The 16,092-nt window shown below is 57.2% G+C and carries 14 protein-coding genes and 1 tRNA gene; 9 read left to right on the forward strand and 6 right to left on the reverse strand.

What is annotated here, in order from left to right:
• Positions 1-230, forward strand: a 230-nt coding sequence (locus tag VG146_16055; protein HEV2393867.1) for a hypothetical protein, incomplete at its 5' end; no start/stop codon positions are given.
• Between the two features lie 141 nt (positions 231-371).
• On the opposite strand, the gene VG146_16060 is transcribed toward VG146_16055, so the two are convergent.
• From VG146_16060 to VG146_16070, 3 genes are all read right to left on the reverse strand, one after another.
• Positions 372-448: transfer RNA gene (locus VG146_16060), tRNA-Gly, on the reverse strand.
• A 191-nt stretch (positions 449-639) separates the two neighbouring features.
• Positions 640-2,181, reverse strand: a complete 1,542-nt coding sequence (guaA, locus tag VG146_16065) for a glutamine-hydrolyzing GMP synthase (protein ID HEV2393868.1) — start codon at positions 2,179-2,181, stop codon at positions 640-642.
• A gap of 160 nt (positions 2,182-2,341) precedes the next feature.
• Positions 2,342-2,692: a hypothetical protein gene (locus VG146_16070; protein HEV2393869.1), complete on the reverse strand. Its 351-nt coding sequence runs from the start codon at positions 2,690-2,692 to the stop codon at positions 2,342-2,344.
• A 432-nt stretch (positions 2,693-3,124) separates the two neighbouring features.
• Between VG146_16070 and VG146_16075 the strand changes: the two genes are divergently transcribed.
• Positions 3,125-5,107, forward strand: a complete 1,983-nt coding sequence (locus tag VG146_16075; GenBank protein HEV2393870.1) for an ABC-F family ATP-binding cassette domain-containing protein — start codon at positions 3,125-3,127, stop codon at positions 5,105-5,107.
• A gap of 252 nt (positions 5,108-5,359) precedes the next feature.
• Here the strand turns inward: VG146_16075 and VG146_16080 are convergent, their stop codons facing one another.
• Positions 5,360-6,271 carry a sugar phosphate isomerase/epimerase gene (locus tag VG146_16080; GenBank protein HEV2393871.1) on the reverse strand — a complete coding sequence of 304 codons (912 nt, stop codon included), beginning with the start codon at positions 6,269-6,271 and terminating at the stop codon, positions 5,360-5,362.
• A gap of 322 nt (positions 6,272-6,593) precedes the next feature.
• Here VG146_16080 and VG146_16085 point away from each other — a divergent pair, with 322 nt between their 5' ends.
• Positions 6,594-7,832, forward strand: a complete 1,239-nt coding sequence (locus tag VG146_16085; GenBank protein HEV2393872.1) for an ATP-binding protein — start codon at positions 6,594-6,596, stop codon at positions 7,830-7,832.
• Positions 7,829-8,254 carry a thioesterase family protein gene (locus tag VG146_16090; protein HEV2393873.1) on the forward strand — a complete coding sequence of 142 codons (426 nt, stop codon included), beginning with the start codon at positions 7,829-7,831 and terminating at the stop codon, positions 8,252-8,254. Before VG146_16085 ends, VG146_16090 begins: the two co-directional genes overlap by 4 nt.
• 3 nt (positions 8,255-8,257) lie before the next feature.
• Here VG146_16090 and VG146_16095 read toward each other — a convergent pair whose 3' ends face one another.
• Together VG146_16095 and VG146_16100 are read right to left on the reverse strand one after the other, a co-directional pair.
• The gene (locus VG146_16095; protein ID HEV2393874.1) at positions 8,258-9,307 is read right to left on the reverse strand and encodes a glycoside hydrolase family 172 protein; all 1,050 of its coding nucleotides are present in this window, start codon (positions 9,305-9,307) and stop codon (positions 8,258-8,260) included.
• 300 nt (positions 9,308-9,607) lie between these two features.
• Positions 9,608-9,922 carry an RNA-binding protein gene (locus VG146_16100; GenBank protein HEV2393875.1) on the reverse strand — a complete coding sequence of 105 codons (315 nt, stop codon included), beginning with the start codon at positions 9,920-9,922 and terminating at the stop codon, positions 9,608-9,610.
• 178 nt (positions 9,923-10,100) lie between these two features.
• Between VG146_16100 and VG146_16105 the strand changes: the two genes are divergently transcribed.
• The 5 genes from VG146_16105 (at position 10,101) to VG146_16125 (ending at position 14,897) form a co-directional block, all read left to right on the forward strand.
• Positions 10,101-10,412, forward strand: a complete 312-nt coding sequence (locus tag VG146_16105) for a hypothetical protein (GenBank protein HEV2393876.1) — start codon at positions 10,101-10,103, stop codon at positions 10,410-10,412.
• 190 nt (positions 10,413-10,602) lie between these two features.
• Positions 10,603-11,274, forward strand: a complete 672-nt coding sequence (locus tag VG146_16110; protein ID HEV2393877.1) for a type II secretion system protein — start codon at positions 10,603-10,605, stop codon at positions 11,272-11,274.
• The gene (locus tag VG146_16115) at positions 11,271-13,619 is read left to right on the forward strand and encodes a PQQ-binding-like beta-propeller repeat protein (GenBank protein ID HEV2393878.1); all 2,349 of its coding nucleotides are present in this window, start codon (positions 11,271-11,273) and stop codon (positions 13,617-13,619) included. The genes VG146_16110 and VG146_16115 overlap by 4 nt, the downstream gene beginning before the upstream one ends.
• Before the next feature lie 65 nt (positions 13,620-13,684).
• On the forward strand, positions 13,685-14,548 hold the full coding sequence (locus tag VG146_16120) for a histone deacetylase (GenBank protein HEV2393879.1): 864 nt from the start codon (positions 13,685-13,687) through the stop codon (positions 14,546-14,548).
• A 163-nt stretch (positions 14,549-14,711) separates the two neighbouring features.
• Positions 14,712-14,897 (forward strand): hypothetical protein, encoded by a 186-nt coding sequence (locus tag VG146_16125; protein ID HEV2393880.1) that lies wholly within the window; start codon positions 14,712-14,714, stop codon positions 14,895-14,897.
• The last annotated feature ends 1,195 nt before the right edge of the window (positions 14,898-16,092 follow it).

The raw sequence follows: 16,092 nt of genomic DNA on the forward strand, positions 1-16,092 counted from the left end.
CGCACCGCTCGACCGTCTGGGCTAACCACAAATTCTTGCCTTCAATCGCCGCAGAAGCGTTGGACGCGAAACGTTTCGTTTCCGTTGAGATGCCATTGTTGAGAGGATACGAACGAAACATCTGCCTTGCCTGGAACCCTCGGCTTTTGCAGTTGAGGCCACTGCTGCAAAAAACAATTGTCGCCCTAGAAAGTGAGCTCACAAGCCAGCCTCCCGAAGCAATTCGTTAGGCTAACACACGGTTCGTTATTCTCCTGAATGGAACATTATCGCACCGCGCCGCAACTGGGCTGATCGGGAAAAGCAGGCATGAGGAGTTTTGGCAAAACCATGGCAAAACTGCAGGGACCTGAGGATTTCCTAAGAAAAAATGGAGCGAGCGAAGGGATTCGAACCCTCGACATTCACCTTGGCAAGGTGACGCTCTACCAGACTGAGCTACGCTCGCTTCCGTGCGGACTCGCCCAAGCTAAGAGATGCTCGCAAAAATGCAAGAGGTGATTTGGCACAAAGAGTCACAAAGACAAAAGGACAAAAGGCATGCTTGCCGCACAACGCCAATAACCGCCAATCCAAATATGGTAGAATGAGTATCCACAAAACGCTGCGTCCTCATTCCTCAACTTTTATTCTTCTGCTTCACTCCCATTCAATTGTCCCCGGTGGTTTGCTGGTGATATCAAAGCAAACCCGATTGACGCCTTTGACCTCGTTGATGATACGGCTGGAGAGGCGTTCGAGAAGCTCGGCGGGCAGTTTCACCCAATCGGCGGTCATGCCATCCTGGGACTCCACAGCTCGAATGGCTATGGTGTAATCGTAGGTGCGTTCGTCGCCCATCACCCCGACGCTGCGCACGGGTAACAGGACCGCGAAGCTCTGCCAAATCTTATAGTACCAGCCGCTGGTCTTCATCTCCTCGACAACGATGGAGTCGGCGTTGCGGAGAATGTTCAACCGCGAGGTGGTGACTTCGCCCAGTATCCGGACGGCCAGGCCCGGGCCGGGAAAGGGCTGGCGCAGCACGATTTCACGCGGAAGCCCCAGTTCGAGGCCCAGCTCCCGCACCTCATCTTTAAAAAGGCACTTGAGCGGTTCGACTAATTGGAAGCGCATTTTTTTTGGCAAACCGCCGACGTTGTGATGGCTCTTGATCATCGCCGCCGGGTTGCCGCCAATCGGCACCGATTCAATCACGTCCGGGTACAGTGTGCCTTGGGCCAGAAATTTCGCGCGGCCAGCCCGCCGCGTTGCCGATTCGAACACCTCGATAAAGGTTCGCCCGATGATTTTGCGTTTGCGCTCGGGCTGAGTGACGGCTTTGAGCCGTGCCAGAAACAGCTTCGAAGCGTTCACATACTGGAGCTTGATGCGGAAGTGCCGGCCAAAGACTTCCTGCACCACCTCCGCTTCGCGCCCGCGCAGCAAACCGTTATTGACAAAGATGCACGTGAGCTGGTCGCCAATAGCTTTGTGAATCAACGCGGCGGCCACGCTCGAATCCACTCCGCCGCTTAGGCCCAGGATCACCCGTTCGCCGCCGACTTTGGCTTGAATGTTCTCGACCGCCTGGTCGATATAGTTGCGCATCGTCCAGTTCTTGCCGCAGCCGCAGATGTTGTGGACGAAATTGGCTAGAATCTCGCGGCCATGCGGGGTATGGGCCACTTCGGGGTGAAACTGCAGGCCGTAGGAGCGGCCAGTTGAATCCTGGATGGCGGCAAAATCGGAGTTCTCGGTTACCGCCACGGATTTAAAGCCTTTGGGCATCCGGGTCAGTTTGTCGCCGTGGGAATTCCACACCTGAAGGCTCTCCGGGAGGTTGGCAAACAGGGGGCAGAAGCTGTCCTTCACATTGAGCATTCCTTTGCCGTATTCCCGTTTGAGGCCGGGCTCGACCTTGCCTCCGAGATAACGGGCCATCAATTGCAGTCCGTAACAAATCCCCAAAACTGGAATCTCCAAGTGAAACACCCGCGGGTCTGGCAGCGGCGCGTCCTTGTCATAGACGCTCGCAGGGCCGCCGGAGAGAATAATGCCGCTGGGCTTCAGTTCGGCGAGTTCGGCAGCCGGCGTGTCATAGCGAACGATAACGGAATAGACGTTGCATTCCCGGACTCGCCGGGCAATGACTTGGGTGTATTGCGACCCGAAATCTAGAATTACAATCTGCTCAGTCATCGGCGTGTGTAATGAAGGCTGAAGGATGAGGGATGAAGGACCAAGATTCAAGATCGGGAGCGGGCCGTTCAACCTTCAACTGGGATTGGAGGAAGGCACTCCCGGAGTCCTCATTTTAGAAGGAGGTTGTTCACAGAAGAGGCCATGTGGAACTGCGCCCTCACTGGTTCTTCTCAACTTTCACCGTGCCGGCGCTTGCGTCATAGACGAGTTTAGTCCCGTAAGGAGGCTGTGGGATTTTTGGGATGTACTTCTTCTCGACCAGCTCGTTGAGGTCCTTGGGGTTGCGCCCCTGATCGACGTTGAACATCTGGATGGCTTTGTCTAACGAGGTGACATCGACAGTTCTCTCCGCGGATTGTTGCCCCTGGGCAATGCCCCGCAGGTAATCGCCCGGCGCGTTGAGGGGGTTGCCACCCGCGGCTGGCGCATTGGTTCCCTCGGCGGATGGGCCGGCCTTTTCACCGCACCCGGCGAGACACAGCAGCAAAAGGCAGGCGAACGTCTTCATGGGAGCTTTTCGGAGCTGGTGATTCGCGTTTGGAAATAAAAGAGCCGGGCAAAACCCATGCCCGGCGTGATGACATTCCCAAAGTAATTGGATGTCCTTAATGATTGGTGCTTGGCGCCGCAGCGGCATTTGTGTCTGCCGCCGCAGGAGCGTTTGTGCTCTGACTGGTGCTCTCAGTTGATCCCTGATTGCAGCCTGCTAACATGCCCAAGAGACCCATCAATACGATAAGGGTGAATAACCGTTTCATAGTAGGCGTAACGTTTACCAAAAGTTAAAAAAGGACAAGTAAAAAGATACTCCGCAAAAACCCCCATCTTTTGCGTCCCCTAATTTAGCGCTCAAAACAGGGGGCGGAGGAACTGCTCGCAGGACGCTTCGCGCCAGAGGGATTGCTGGCATTTTTCACACCGTTTCTTACATTTGATTAACATGCTGACCTTATCGGGCATTCGCAAGGCGTATGGCGAACGGGTGTTGTTCGCCGAGGCGACCTTGCAGGTAAATCGCCAAGACCGTATTGGCCTGGTCGGGCCAAACGGGGCGGGCAAGACCACTCTGCTCTCGATTATTCTCGGCAGAGAATCTCCCGACGAAGGAAAGATCACGTCCGAACGCGGCGTTTCATTGGGCTACCTCCCGCAGGAGAACGCGCCGGTCGGGGACGAAACGGTGATCGAACTGGCAACCGGCATCACGCCCGAATACACAAAGCTGCGGCGCATTCTGAAGGCATGGGAAGCCGACCACCCGGCCGAAACCGCGCATCCGGAGGAAATTCACGACGATGTCCATGAGCGGTTCAATGAGCTGGGAGGCTACCGTTTGGAGGCAAAGGCCAAGCAGATTTTGGCCGGACTGGGTTTCCGTGAGAAGGATTTCGAGCGGCGGGCAGGTGAAATGAGCGGTGGCTGGGTCATGCGCGCGCACCTGGGACGGCTCCTGGCGCAAGAGCCGGACCTGTTGTTGTTGGATGAACCAACCAACCATCTGGACCTCGAGGCATTGCTTTGGTTCCAGGAGTATCTCCAACAGTACCCGGGCGCGATTCTTCTCATCTCCCATGATCGCGAGTTCCTCAACCGGGTGGTAGGCAGCATCGTCGAGATTCGCCAGAGCAGCCTGATTCGCTATCGTGGCGGATACGACGATTATCTCCAGCAACGCGAGGCCCACGAACTGCAGCTCCTGGCCGCTTTCAAGCATCAGGAGCGGGAAATCGCGCGGCTGATGGAATTCGTGAACAGGTTTCGGGCCAAGAACACGAAGGCCTCCCAGGCCCAAAGCAAGCTCAAGCAGATCGAGCGCATGGAGAAGGTCAAGGCGCCTGTCAACGACCAACGCGAGATCGATTTCCAATTCCCCCAGCCCCAACGCAGCGGCCGGCGTGTCATCAAGCTCGCCGCGATTCACCATGCCTACGGCGAGAACATCGTCTATTGCAACCTGGATTTTCAAGCCGAACGCGGCCAGCGGATTGTGCTCGTCGGCCCGAATGGAGCCGGGAAATCGACGTTGCTGAAGATTTTGGCCGGCGTCATCACGCCGCAAAGCGGCGAGCGCGCGCTGGGCCATAACGTCAAGGTCGGCTATTACTCCCAGTACCGGGTGGACATGTTGCGCCCCGAGCGAACGGTGTTCGAGGAGGCCCTGGACACACCCCAGCGGGTGACCGAGCAATTTGTCCGCACTTTGCTTGGCTGCTTTCTTTTTCGCGGTGACGATGTTTTCAAGAAGGTCAGCGTATTAAGCGGCGGTGAGAAGAGCCGGCTGGCGCTGGTGAAAATCCTGCTCGACCCGCCGAATCTGTTGCTCATGGACGAACCTACAACACACCTGGACATGTCGAGCATCGACGCGCTGGCCTACGCCCTGGATCAGTTTGCCGGCACACTGATTTTCATCAGCCATGATGTCTATTTCATTCGGGCTCTGGCCAACCACGTGGTTCACATCAACGCTGGCCATCTGACGCGTTACCCGGGCGGCTACCAGTATTATCTTGATAAAACCAAAGCGGCTTCCGAACGCGCAGCCCTAACAGCGAGCATTACAGGACAGGTTCTCCCTAACCAGAAACTTTCCGGCAAGCAAAAAGGCAATGGTGTTGCCAACGACCTCGTTGCAACCACTTCGCGCAAAGAACAGAAACGGCTCGAAGCCGAAGGACGCCAGGCGCGGTCGCGTCAACGCAAGGCGCAGCAGCAGGTCGTGCATGAGCTTGAAAAGGAAATCGAGGGGCTCGAAGCGCGGCAGGCGGAACTCGTCGCGGAGCTGGAGAAACCGGAAACTTATGATAAGCCGGGAGCAGCCGTGACGGTAAACCGGGAGTTGTTGGGCGTGCAGGAGCAACTCGCGCATCTCAATCCAAAATGGGAAGCTGAGGCAACCCGGCTGGCGGAAATGGATGCTTAGTTCAGCCGCTTGCTGCGCGGCTTTTGTATTCGTCAAGAATAGGTGCTGTGGCGAGGGCGCCGCACCGGCTGGCGCCCAAGTCGCCTACGCGCATCAAGCCATCAAGGCTGCGCGCGCCACCGGCGTGCCTTGACCTGAACCTTTGCAGAAACGCTGGCTCGCATCAATTTCAGGTCGTGCCCTGTGGCCCTTTGATAGCGGTAGGTGCCGTCCTGGCCTTTGACAAAGCGATACCGCGTGGCTTTCCTAAATTTAGAAATAGGGAGCCAGACCCTGCCGCGCCAACCTCAGCGCCCTGCGCCGTCCGTCGAGGCTTTTGCCAAACGTATCGTCCTCAACCTCGACGCAAACCGGCCCGCTATAGCCGACTTCGTAGAGTGCGGCCATAAACTTCGCCCAGTTTATGTCGCCCAGGCCGGGAATGCGCGGGGTGTGCCACTCGCTTGGAAATGCGAAGCTGCCCACCTGATTGAGACGGTGCGAATCGATCGTCATATCCTTGGCGTGCAGATGAAACAGCTTGTCCTTGAACTCGAGCAGCGGGCTCAGGGGGTCCATGCGCTGCAGCACGAAATGGGACGGGTCGTAATTGAGGCCGAAATGTTTCGAGGGGATGTCATTAAACATTCGCCGCCAAATCGCAGGCGTGGTAGCGAGATTCTTCCCGCCCGGCCATTCATCTCGAGTGAAGGACATCGGGCAGTTTTCAATCCCGATTTTTATCCCATGGTCTTCGGCGAAAGCGATGAGCGGTTTCCATATCTTGAGAAAGCGCGGCCAGTTTTCATCCACCGTGCGGCTCCAGTCGCGGCCCACAAAGGTGTTGGCATTCTGCAGCCCGAGTTTCTGCGCCGCCCCAATGACTCGTTTGAAATGGTCCACCGCCCGCTTGGACACCGCTGGGTCCGGGTCGAGCGGGTTGGGATAATAACCCAGCGCCGAGAGGACCACCCCGTACTGTGAGCAGAGGTCTCGCACCTCATCGGCTTGTGTTTGGGTGAAGCTGCCAACATCGATGTGAGTGACTCCTGCGAATTTTCTCTCCGCTTTGCCCACCGGCCAGCACATGGTCTCGATGCAGGTGAAACGGTTTTCGCGGGCGAATCTAAGGACCTGTTCGAGTGAAAGGTCCGGCAGGATAGCTGAAACGAACCCGAGTTTCATAGGTTTTGTCGTACTGGGTCAAGTTTAGAGACTCGATTTATCACGCGCACACCAGGAATGTGGCTGAAATGATGGACGCAGGTCAACAACACCGCGCCAATCCGGCGCGTACAGCAAGCGATCGCCGCATTGCCCAGAGGGAGCGTCATCCCGAGCGATCCAACTCCCAGAGAGTCTGCTCGACATCTTGCTAAAGCCCCTTGTCTGTTCAAATGTTGATCATCGATTCTTTTTCAGAACAAAACAGCCCTATCCAACGTCTAACCGGGTGGGATGCAAGCGGGCGTTGACAAAGCTTCGCGGGCCGGGAGATTGCGACGGGATGGATAGGAGCAACTTGGGAGCAGGGCCGGCGGATTCAACCGGGGATGGAGTCAAACCCGAAGGACGAAACGCATTCAAGCGCTACGCCATGGCGTTGGTTAGTGTTTTGGCAGCGTTCGCGGTTCGTTACTGGCTCACGCCGCTGTTGGGGGAGGAATTACCGTTCATGCTCTTTATAGCGGCGGCGCTGGTGACTGCCTGGTATGGGGGGGCGGTGACGGGCATGATTGCATTATTGCTGGGCTTGCTTTTGGCCAGCTTCTTTTTTCTGCCTGCCAGGCCGGCCTCTGCTTCCAGAGTATCCCTCGAGACGTTACAGTTTATCCGCTATTGTTTTACCGCGGCAGTCGGGATCGGGCTCATCGAGGTGCTCCACCGGGATCAGCGGCGCACTCAAGAAGCCGCCGACGAATTGCGGCGGGAAGTGGCGCGGCGGGAACGGTCCGAAGAGGCCTTGCAGCGAGCCCAGGCGCAACTGCGCCAGCACGCCACCCAATTGGAGCAGCGCGTCAGCGAACGAACGACGGACCTTCTGGCCACCGTCGAATCACTCAAAGAACTCCTCTACCACATCGCCCATAACCTTCGCGCCCCGCTGCGGGCAATGGAAGGCTACAGCCAAATGCTGATCACTGACTACGGTTCAAAACTCGACGCAACCGCGCGCGAGTACTCACAGCATATTTCGGAAGCGTCGCGGCGGATGGACGAATTAATCCAGGACCTGCTGGCCTATGGGCGGCTGGGGCATCTCAAGCCGGAGCTTAGCCGGGTCAGCCTGCAGGAAGCCGTCGAGAGCGCTCGCTTCCAATTAGGCTATCAAATCCGGCAAAGAGAAGCCGAGGTCACGATCCTGGAACCGGTGCCGGAAGTGCTTGCCAACGCGCAGGTGCTTACTGCGGCATTGATTCACTTGCTCGAAAACGCCATCCAATTCACTTCTCCAGGAACCTTGCCGCGCGTTACCGTTCGGGCCGAGCCAAAGGGCTCACGAGTGCGGCTCTGGATTGAAGATAACGGCATCGGCATTGAGCCCAGGTATCATGAACGGATTTTTACCCCGTTCGAAACGCTCTCTCCTGCCCGGGAGAGAAGAGGGACTGGCATTGGCCTGGCCATCGTTCGTCATGGCCTCCATCGGATGGGAGGGGAAGTAGGCGTCGAATCCCAACTGGGCCAGGGCAGCCGTTTTTGGATTGAATTGCAGCGAGCTTCGAGCGACCTCTCTGGCGCATGAGCAAACTCTCCGACGTTATCCAATTGCGGGTGCGCTACAGCGAGACCGACCAGATGGGCACCTTTTACAACTCGCGCGCCCTGGAATGGTTCGAGTGCGGTCGTTCGGAATTGATTCGAAGCCGGCTGGGGATGTCCTACGCCGTCCTGGAGGAGCAGGGGGTTTTCATGCCCGTGGTCGAGGCGCACCTCGAGTTTCAAGGAGGCGCGCGTTTTGACGATTTGCTGAGCGTGGCTTCGACTGTGGAATTCTCCGGGCGCGCCCGGCTGCGTTTCGATGTCCAAGTCACCCAGGTCCAAAGCGGTCATCCGGTGGTACGCGGCTACACCGTTCATGCCTTTACCAACCGGCTGGGCAGGCCGATTCGACCGCCCGGGTGGTTCGCACAAAAACTCCGAGCCGCCGCCGGCGCCCTTGCCTGAAGCCTAATCGGTGGGCGGCAGTTTGGGGAATTTCTGGTGCGGCTCCATCTGATACCAATAAGCCACCGAGGAGATGGTGTCTTCTTCGGGCAGATAGCGGCCTCCGGATTGCCAACCGAGTGCCTGGATGGTGACCTTGAGGTCTTTTTCAAAGCGGATGGGGTCGGCGATGTGCCAGCGATAAAGACCGAAGCGCTGGCCGATCTCATAAATCTGATCGGGGGGCAGGACCTGGGCCAGGCCGGTGTATGGGGTTGAAAACACCTGGTAGTGTTTGGTGTCGCGGTTCTCGAAGTTGTACGAACCACAGAAGTAGTCCTCAGTGCCCGTGCCGCAAATGGTCGGGAACTCCTTGTCGCCGTCCATGTAGAATTTAATTTCGCCTTCACCCCACCAGCCTTGATTATGGACCTCCCAGGCCAGGTAAGTTCCCACATAAAGGCCGCGGCCCATGATGCCGTCCACGATGGTGTAGAGCCCTTTCTGTTTGAGCGGGGCTTCGCGCCGGAATTGGGCATGAAAATAACCCGCATCCCGAGGCACGCGGGCCAGCGTGTAATTGATCTGATAATAGAGCACCATGTCCTTGTCGTCGGTGTTTTCCATCACGACTTTCGCCGCTTTACGGAAGGGCATGGGCCAATAGCAATTGAAGGCGCTGCCCGGGTTTACACAGACAGCCAGCGAGTTGATCTGGCAATACTTTCCCCAACCGCACGCGAAAAAATCGCCCACAGGACACTCGACAGAGGGGCTTTCCTCGCCGTCCCAATAGAAGCGTAAAATCGAGTGGCGAAGGTCCCCGGTCGGTGTCATCCAGATTTGTTGAATACAGCCCGGCCCCTTTATCTCGCCCAAAGTAAAAGTTGTGTGGGCGCGGATGACCACGGAAGGCGAGACCTTCCAGCCTCGGCCCAGGTCGCGGGCCGCGTTTTTCCCAGTGCCTTCGGTTGCCATGCCGGCTTTGCCTTTCTCGCCGGTAAAATTCTCGGGGCTGATCGAGCGCGTTTTGGCATTCGTGACATGGTAGAGGCCGGCCAGGTTGGGTCCCATGGGGACCTCCGCGAGGAGGCTCAGCGACGCGCCGGGCGCAGCCACGGAAATAAGGAACGGGAGAAGCGGGAGGGAGAATCTCATAAGAGGATTGGTTTTTAACTGGACTGCATAATGCTACGATGTCTCGCCGGAGCCATCGCTCCGCCAAGCGGGATTGACTTTAAATAGAGTCCAGCCCGGGCTGCAAGCGCGATCCGAATTCAGCCCGGGGTCCCGTCGTCCTCGTTCTCGAAAGCCCTGAGAATCGAGCAAGACGGACGACAACGAGAGGGAGCCGGCCATTCTCAGAACGCGCGCTTAGCGGCGTTCGGAGCGGGCCTCAGCCTCGCCGCGTCCGCCGCTCCAGCGCGGGGCCCGCTCTTCGCGAGGGCGGGCGACATTTACGGTGAGGGCGCGGCCTTGGAATTCCTTATTATGGAACTGCTCGACCGCTTTGCTGGCCTCTTCGGGGGTGGCAAACTCGACAAAGGCAAACCCCCGTGATTTGCCCGTGACCTTATCCACCATCAAATTGACGGAAGTGACCACGCCCGCCTGGGCGAAATAATCCTGGAGGTCGTTTTCCATTGTTTGATATGACAAGTTGCCGACGAATAGCCTGTTTTGGTTCATAAGTTAAGTCTGCTCAAGGGAACTAGGTGGGAGGACTGCACTGGCAGGAGCACTGAATGTCTGGCTTGTTAGGTTGACTGACATCTGTCTTCTGACACCGACACGGTCGTTCTTTGAACGGACGAGAAATTACTTAACAAACCCACCGCGGCTGGTCAACAGGAGAAATTAGGGGATTTTGAATTTTGTAGCCGCCAAAAGAGCGACAGGGAATTTCCTCATTGACCAAATCTGCAGTATCAGCGATGAACGGTCCAGCGGCACCGGTTTTTGTGAGATGAAGGGAATGCAGACGGAGTTTGGGATGAGCGTAGCCGTGTGCGCGTGGTGTGAGCCGCGCGCACGCGGCTCGAGCCCCGGTGCGCTCTCGCATGGGATTTGTCCGCGTCATCTGCGTAAATTCAAACTCGAGGCCAGCGGCGTCGTTATCAAATCCAGGCCGCGCCACCGCCGCAATTTGGCTCAGGAAATTCTTCTGCCGCTTGGCTGAGCTGCCATGAAGGGCAATCCCCTTCATCAGTCCTCCTTCTCCTGTTCCTCATCCCTTCTCCTTTATACGGGATTTAATTGCCAAGCCCCTGCTGATGCGGTATAGGAGCAGCATGAAGCGCAGGCTTAGTTTTATGCGCTCGCGAAGGGAGTGTGCCAAAGACGGGAGGGGTGCAAAATCACCAATTCCGGTGGATGGCTCCCGGGGCCTGGCGTTGCAACTCCAGGAATTCGAAGCGCTCCGAAAGAATCCCGCGAGTGACGTGCTCTCCAAGACCAGTCCGGCTCCGAGGGCATTTTCTCTGATCGAGCTGCTGGCCGTCATGGCGATTATTTTGGTGCTTACGATGCTTTATTGGGGGCCCAGCAACGCCAGCCGCCAGCGGGCCGTTCTAAGGACATGCCAAAACAATCTTCAAAAACTCTATATTGCCCTCGAAATATACGCCAATGATCATGCGGGTAAATTCCCCGTCGTGACGGGGGCGAGCCGCTCGGAGGCCCCGCTCAACTTGCTGGTTCCGCGTTATACGTCCGATACCTCGTCGTTCATTTGTCCCGGCACAAAAGACACTGACATTCCTTCGCTGGGTTCCCTGCTGAAGCGGAAGATCAGTTATGCCTATTATATGGGGATGAGTCTCACGAACGCCCCGCAGGTTGTCATGAGTGACGAACAGGTCGATACCAGTTCCAAAGCCGCCGGGCAATTGGTCTTTTCACCAGATGGCAAGGCCCCGGGCAATAACCATGGGAAATATGGCGGGAACCTGATATTTGGCGATGGCCATGTGCAACTGAGCCCGCCCAGGACGCCCGTCCCGCTCCAATTGGCCCCCGGCGAGTTGCTCCTCAACCCATGAAAGTTCAGTGTTCCTGCGGGGCAAAGTTCGAGTTCCATATAACTCAGGCGATGGAGAACTGTCCTGTGGGCTTTATCTGCCCTGTCTGCGGGTTGAATTCATCGGAATTTGTTGACCACCTGATTCGGCAGGAGCTTGGACAGACCGAGACCCCAAAGGGCCTGCCCATTCCGATCGTTCTTTCCACGCCCCAAGCCGCCACTCCGAATTCTCCGGCGGAACAACCGCCCGAGGCAAACCCGGCAATTGTGGAGGTCCAGGCGCCCCCCCGCTGTTTGAAACACCCGGGCCAGGCGGCCCAGGAGAAGTGCATCGTTTGTTCCAAACCGATCTGCCCCAAGTGCATGGAACTGTTTGGTTATGTTTGCTCTCCATTGTGCAAAGCCAAAGCCGAAGCGCGCCGGATAACCATTCCGGTTTATACCGGCCAGAAGTCCATTGTTGAGGCGCGCGTCTGGCGGCGGGCGGTCTGGATTGGTTCGATTGGGGGAATTCTGGCCGCTGTTTTACTCGGCGTTTGGTTTTGGTATGCCTGGTTTGGCTCCATTCCCAAGCCGATCTTTTCCGTGCGCTTTGACGAGCCGGCCTATGCCGGCCAAACGATAGCTTGCGGCAAGAACAACGACCAACTCGTGTGCCTTCACGGAGACACCCTGGCGCGCTACGATCTCAAAACCAAAAAGCGGTACTGGTCGCTGCACCTGTTGGATGCCAACAAGTTGGCCGACCAGGCCAACGCCCAACTGGCTCAAATGCAACAGAACAATGCCCGCCTGAGGGATAATGGGGACGAGGACCTCCCGCGCCTGCCTTCACCCGACAAGCTGATGCAACAAATGGAGCAAGCAGCCGAAGAACAAATGACTTTGTTCGTTCGAGGCCTGAACATTTGGGTGGCCTCGCCTGAAAAGGTGGTTCGATACGATTGGGAGACGGGCAAACCGCTGAAGGAATTGGAGGTCCAGGCCGGTCGGGGCGTGTTGATTTCGCGCGGGGATGAGTTGCTGGTGCTGAACGATGGCTTCGGCAAGCCGCGCGTGACCCACATCAATCTGGTCAGTTGCGATTCCAAGACGGAAGACCTCGATGCGCCGCAGGCGGGTAGTTTGGCAGAGGGTGACGCCGTTGGGGCGGTTGAGGCGGGCGGCTCGCCAACGGCGGGTCTGCCGGCAGGAGTCCCTGGCAGTGACCTGAACCGCCCGATGGACCCGGCAAAAGTAGCCGAGCAGGCGCAGCACCTCTCGCTGCCTGCCCGCATCGCCTTGCCGGCCACTCTTGCCAATACAATGAACCAGGAGCGCACACTGGCCGCTATGCAAGATGACCAAAAGCGCCCACAACCTGCCGCTCAAACCTCCCCGCAATCCACCTTCTCCATTATCCCAACCCCAGTGGGCTTCCTCGAGTTTTCGACAAAGCTGCTCGAATCGCACATCGTCCAGGAGAGCGCGATGAAACCCGCTCCGGCTAAATCGGTCCTCTCCGGGAACCTGACAACCGGCAACACCGCCGACGCTGCCAATGAAATCCTCAATGACATGCAACGCTCGCGCGGCGGCGATGTGGCTCAGGAGGACTCGAGCCGTTACGAGGTCACCCTGCGCAACCCGGGCTCGGACCTGGCCTGGACCGGGGACGTCATCGGCCCGCCCAAGCTCTTTCCGCTCAAAACTGTCAATGTCCTGGCATCAGACAAAAAGATCATGGTGTTCGATAAATCGAACAAAAAGCTTTGGGAAAGTTCGTTGGCGTTCAGTATCAACGGCGGCCTGAGCTCGCTGGAGGAGGGCAGTTCTCCGCTGGGGCAGGGCCCGTGTGTCGAGAGGCAGGGGTCTCTTTATGTGTTTGACGAAGGGGTGTTGACCGCCTTCGATTTGGCCACGGGCAATGTCCGCTGGCGTTTGCCATCGGTCGGCATTGCCGGTTTGTTTTTCAATGATAATGGTCAAATGTATGTGAACACCACCACCGCCAGCCCGGAGAGCCTCAAGTATAAACGGCAGATCGACATTTCAGAAAAAGTCGGCGCCGTCATCATTAAGATCGATTGCAAGACAGGCAAACTGCTCTGGACGGCCCAACCCGGCGGCTTAATCAATTATGTCTCCGGCAAATTCGTCTTTGCCGTGCAGTCCTATCGTCCTTCCGAAGAGGAGCAGAATGGGCCTCAAACCGGATTTGAGACGCCGCCCTACCTGCGGATTCGGCGGATCAATCCCAAAAACGGCAGCGAGATGTGGGAGTACTTCCAGCAACGCGCCCCGCTGGACGTGGCATTTGACAGGAACACCTTCCGGCTGGTGTTCAAGAACGAAGTCCAGGTCCTGAAATTTCTCTCGTTCTGAAGAGAGACTTTGGGCCGTTGGTATGCGGCGGCAAATGGTCGGAATCACCGGCAGTTCGAAATCTCATGAAGATTATCACGGACGAGCATTGCACCGGCTACGTTTGCCCGGGCCATCCCGAACGGCCCGAGCGCATTGGCAGGAGCGTGGCGAGACTGCGCGCGCAGAGCGAACTGCCCCTGACTTGGGCCTCGCCGCTGCCGGTCAATGACGAGGCGCTCCTGCGCGCCCACTCGCCCGAGCATCTCGCCCGCCTTGGCCAGCGCCAGGATTTCGACCCGGACACGCCGTTCTTTCCGCAAATCGCAAGCTATGCGCGGGCGTCTGTTGGCGCAGCGCTTGCCGCCCTGCAGGCAGCCCGCGAGGGGGAGAATGTTTTCAGCCTCATGCGCCCACCGGGCCACCATGCCACGCGCTCGAAGGCGATGGGGTTTTGTTACCTGAACAACATCGCAATCGCCGCCTTGGAAGCCCTCGCCACCGGCGCTCGCCTGGTCGCTATCTTCGATTTCGATGTCCACCATGGCAATGGAACCGAGGCCATCCTCATGAACCAGCCGGGAACCGCGTTTATTTCCATCCACCAGTTCCCGTGCTACCCCGGCACGGGCGCGAGGAATATCGGCAACAACTGTTTTAATTACCCGGTCCCGCCACAAACACCTCGAAGCGAGTACCGCCACATTCTGTCGAGCGCCTTCGAGCATCTGCAATCGTTGAAACCTGACCTGGTCGCCGTCTCGGCGGGATTCGACTGTTACGCGCGCGACCCGCTGGCCCAGGAAACTCTTGAGACAGAGGATTTTTATTGGCTGGGCCAATTGATTCGGGGGATAGGCGCGCCGATTTTCAGCCTTCTGGAAGGGGGCTACAGCAGCGACCTGCCTGAGCTCATTCTGGCGTATCTGAAAGGCATCGATGGCAGATGAATTAGCGTTCCAGGTTTTTTATCCTTAAGTTGAGCTTTTCGCCCTTCATAGCCGCGCTCGCGCTGAACCGCCCTGCATTCTGCACGGCGAACGTAAAACGAATGCCTCCGCACTCCAACGCTTTTGCTATTGCCTTCCGCCGCGCGCGCGTTGACCCTGGAGCATGAATAGTCTCCAACACCACGGGATTCACGAAGCTCATAAACAACTCCGTTTGCGAATGCAGCGCAGCGGGCTGTCGTCCATCAAGGTCGAGGTCACTCGGCGAGCCGGCAAATTGCGTTTTCACTTCACGGGTTTGGATGAGGAGGTAACAAAAGCCGAAAAGATCCTCGCCGACTGGAACTGAAAGCCGCAGCCCAGAACGCACCGTGATTTGGTGTTAGTAACCATCATGGAGGGCGGGGCTGGGGAGGCGAGGTTCGAATGTTGGAGGTTCAAGGGAGGAACAGCAGGGAAACTGAAGTATTAAAAAATAGCGTTAGTTACCATTATTTACCGTTATCTAGCGATATGGAGGGGTTGACTGCGGTTGACTCGGGTTTTTGGTGAAGAGCGGAGGGGGCCAACTTGAGTCAAGCGGGGTTAGGGGCAGGTCTCGGGGTTCAACCTGAACATCGAACGCTGAACGTGGAACATTCAAGATCGAAGGGGGGGGCGCTTGAAAGAATGAAGTGCAATTTGGCGCAATTAGCTGCAATTTCGCGCAACTAACTGCAATTTGGCGCAATCTGTGGGGAGGGAGGCGGTCAACATTGAACGTCGAATATTGAACGTCAGGCTGGCTTAAGGCGGTTCCGGTTGGCTGGTGGCAGGGTGGCCCGGTCAAACGCGTTGCGAAGGAAGGTAAGAGAGGCCAGTCGATTCGTTTTGCCTCCGATTGGTTCCGATTACCTCCGATTACCTCCGGTTGGTTCCGGTTCTTGAGGTGGGGGGGGCGATGATGAAGTTTGACATTGATTTTGAAAGAAGACCACCGAGTGGATGTGAGGGGGGCAGTTTATAGCTTAATTTACCTTAATTTACTTTAATTTGGCTTAATTTGGCTTAATGTGGTGAGGGAGAGAAGAGACGGAGGTGCCGGGGTCGGGAGAGCTTGCAAGTTTGAGAATTGAGATTTCAGCGGGGGTCGATAGCCGAAATGGCAAATCCCACATGGCAAATGGTCAATTATCCGCCGATAGCCAGGCGCGAAAGAGGGGGGACACCCTCAGGCGAACATCGAACACATCGGAGGCGGCGAAAAGAGGGGGGGACACACCCTCACCCCCACTTTTTGCCGTCAACCCGTCAGGAACACAGAAAGATGGGCATTTTTTTCAAATTTATCCGTCAATTTGCCGTCAGGTATCCGTCAGGTATCCGTCAGGTGCGACAAACCGCGAATGGAGTCAATGAACGCGAAGGGATGTGGGACGGCGAAAGTGGGCGGTTGTCGGTTGTCGGTTGTCGGTTGTCGGTGGCCGGTGGAACGGTTGTCAGAGGCCGGTGGCCGGTCCGGGGAGGAAAAAGGGGAAAAAGTTTGTGTGCGCGGGGGGGGAAAC

It is taken from the genome of Verrucomicrobiia bacterium, assembly GCA_035946615.1.
Classification (GTDB): domain Bacteria; phylum Verrucomicrobiota; class Verrucomicrobiia; order Limisphaerales; family UBA8199; genus DASYZB01.

Coding starts and splice junctions, on each gene's coding strand:
- VG146_16090 (HEV2393873.1), top strand. CDS start 7,829: ATGAGCAAACTCTCCGACGTTATCCAATTGCGGGTGCGCTACAGCGAG.
- VG146_16080 (HEV2393871.1), bottom strand. CDS start 6,271: ATGAAACTCGGGTTCGTTTCAGCTATCCTGCCGGACCTTTCACTCGAA.
- VG146_16125 (HEV2393880.1), top strand. CDS start 14,712: ATGAATAGTCTCCAACACCACGGGATTCACGAAGCTCATAAACAACTC.
- VG146_16095 (HEV2393874.1), bottom strand. CDS start 9,307: ATGGGACCCAACCTGGCCGGCCTCTACCATGTCACGAATGCCAAAACG.
- guaA (HEV2393868.1), bottom strand. CDS start 2,181: ATGACTGAGCAGATTGTAATTCTAGATTTCGGGTCGCAATACACCCAA.
- VG146_16115 (HEV2393878.1), top strand. CDS start 11,271: ATGAAAGTTCAGTGTTCCTGCGGGGCAAAGTTCGAGTTCCATATAACT.
- VG146_16120 (HEV2393879.1), top strand. CDS start 13,685: ATGAAGATTATCACGGACGAGCATTGCACCGGCTACGTTTGCCCGGGC.
- VG146_16100 (HEV2393875.1), bottom strand. CDS start 9,922: ATGAACCAAAACAGGCTATTCGTCGGCAACTTGTCATATCAAACAATG.
- VG146_16075 (HEV2393870.1), top strand. CDS start 3,125: ATGCTGACCTTATCGGGCATTCGCAAGGCGTATGGCGAACGGGTGTTG.
- VG146_16085 (HEV2393872.1), top strand. CDS start 6,594: ATGGATAGGAGCAACTTGGGAGCAGGGCCGGCGGATTCAACCGGGGAT.
- VG146_16070 (HEV2393869.1), bottom strand. CDS start 2,692: ATGAAGACGTTCGCCTGCCTTTTGCTGCTGTGTCTCGCCGGGTGCGGT.